The 1748-nt window shown below is 65.8% G+C and carries 2 protein-coding genes; one reads left to right on the forward strand and one right to left on the reverse strand.

All coding sequences use genetic code 11. The annotated features are described in order from the left end of the window. Positions 1-458 (reverse strand): acyl-CoA thioesterase (locus tag X803_RS0107140; protein WP_026544611.1); only part of this gene is annotated, 458 nt, incomplete at its 3' end. A gap of 323 nt (positions 459-781) precedes the next feature. Here X803_RS0107140 and X803_RS0107145 point away from each other — a divergent pair. Beyond that, positions 782-1438 (forward strand): transglycosylase family protein, encoded by a 657-nt coding sequence (locus tag X803_RS0107145; protein WP_026544612.1) that lies wholly within the window; start codon positions 782-784, stop codon positions 1436-1438. Positions 1439-1748 lie beyond the last annotated feature (310 nt).

Here is a 1748-nt window from a genome sequence, read left to right on the forward strand (position 1 = left end):
AGGCTCGGCCCGACGTAGGGAGCCACCTGCCGCTTCTGCTCCTGGGTGATGCGCAGCAGGGAACCCGACGCACCGTCAATGAAGGCCAGAGTGGTCTGGGCCTTCACGCACAGCCGGTCGGCGTGCGGATCATGGATGCGATAGGCGATGTCCAGGCTCGCCGCCCCCAGGTTGGCAATCCACACCCGGATCTTCAGTGGCAGGTTCCGGTAGTCAAGGGTGGCCGTGTATTTGATGCGATGCTCCACCACCAGCGCCTGAACCCCCGCGGCCACCGATGAGAACAGCGGAACCGGCGGATCCTGGCCCAGCGCTGCCGTGCCTCCCGGAGGGCCGAACGCATGGATGCGGGCTTCCTCGAGCAGCCGCACCACCTGCACATTGTTGATGTGCCCGTAGGCGTCCATGTCTCCCCACCTCATGGGAATTTCACAGGTGATGATCTGGTGCGCGTCCATTCCTATGTTTTACAGTGGACGGCGTGGTTTAGCCCAGTCCGGCTGCAAGCGCGTGGAGGGCTTTTCGTCAAGCACCGAAACATCTCGATTTGGAAACGATTAGTAATTCCTCTACGGTTGACGGGTACCCGTTTTGGGAAACCACAAAGCAGACGGCGTTTTGAACGTCTGCCACATAATGCCCTGGTGCTGCCCCTCCACCGCACGTTGCTCGTCCGGCAGACACCACAGACAAGACCACTGATCAGTCAAGGGTGAGCAACGGCGCAAAGATGTCCGGGGACGGAACGAGTGCAGGTGGCCTTTTGGAGCATCGTACCCACATGAAGAACCAGAAACTTACCCTTAACGCGCGCCGCGGCCTCGCAGCTGCCGCCCTCGTCGGTGTTGGTCTCGGTGCATCGGCCGGTGCAGCCAACGCTGCTCCCGCCAGCACCTGGGACGCCCTTGCACAGTGCGAGAGCGGCGGTGACTGGGGCATCAACACCGGAAACGGCTTCTCCGGCGGCCTGCAGTTCACTCCGTCCACCTGGGCCGGCTTCGGCGGCACCGGCGCACCTCAGGATGCCAGCCGCGAGCAGCAGATCGCTGTTGCCGAGCGCGTGCTGGCAGGCCAGGGCTGGGGCGCATGGCCCGCATGCTCGGCCAAGCTCGGTCTGACCGCCGGCGCCAACCCGACGCCGATCCCCGCCGCACCGGCACCCGTCCAGGTTCAGGCAGCACCGCAGGTCCAGGCTCCCGTCCAGGTCCAGGCACCCGTTGTTGAGGCCCCCGTTGTCGAGGCCCCGGCAGCCCCCGCTGCTCCCGCCGTTCAGCTCTCCGGTGACACCTACACCATCGAGTCCGGCGACACCCTGAGCACCATTGCCGAGAAGCTCGGCATCGAAGGTGGCTGGCAGGCCCTTTACGAGGCCAACGCCGACACCCTCATCCACGCCGACCTCATCTTCACCGGCGACGTTCTGCAGCTGCCTGCCTAAGGCCGGCTACGCAAAGAACCCCGCAACCTTTTGGGTTGCGGGGTTCTTCTGTGTCTGCGGCTTTGCGGACTGGCGTCCGGGAGCACCCCGGTTCGGGGTGAGCCGGCACGTCCGGGGAGCAAGCCGGACCGGATCGGGAGCAAGCCGGACCGGATCGGGAGCAACCCGGACAGGATCGCGGTGTAGCGGTCAGCTACTCCCGGGGCGCCAGACCTGCAGCCCGCAGCGCCTCCGCCATCGCGCTGTTGGCCGGCGCCGGCTTGCCAGCGGGCTTCGCCCCGCCGCCCGGCGTCTGAACAGTGCCCGTCTT

This window comes from Arthrobacter sp. 35/47 (assembly GCF_000520475.1).
In the GTDB taxonomy this organism is placed as follows: domain Bacteria; phylum Actinomycetota; class Actinomycetes; order Actinomycetales; family Micrococcaceae; genus Arthrobacter_D; species Arthrobacter_D subterraneus.

Excerpts from the sequence above, each read along its gene's own strand:
- X803_RS0107145 (WP_026544612.1), top strand. The coding sequence starts at position 782 with ATGAAGAACCAGAAACTTACCCTTAACGCGCGCCGCGGCCTCGCAGCT.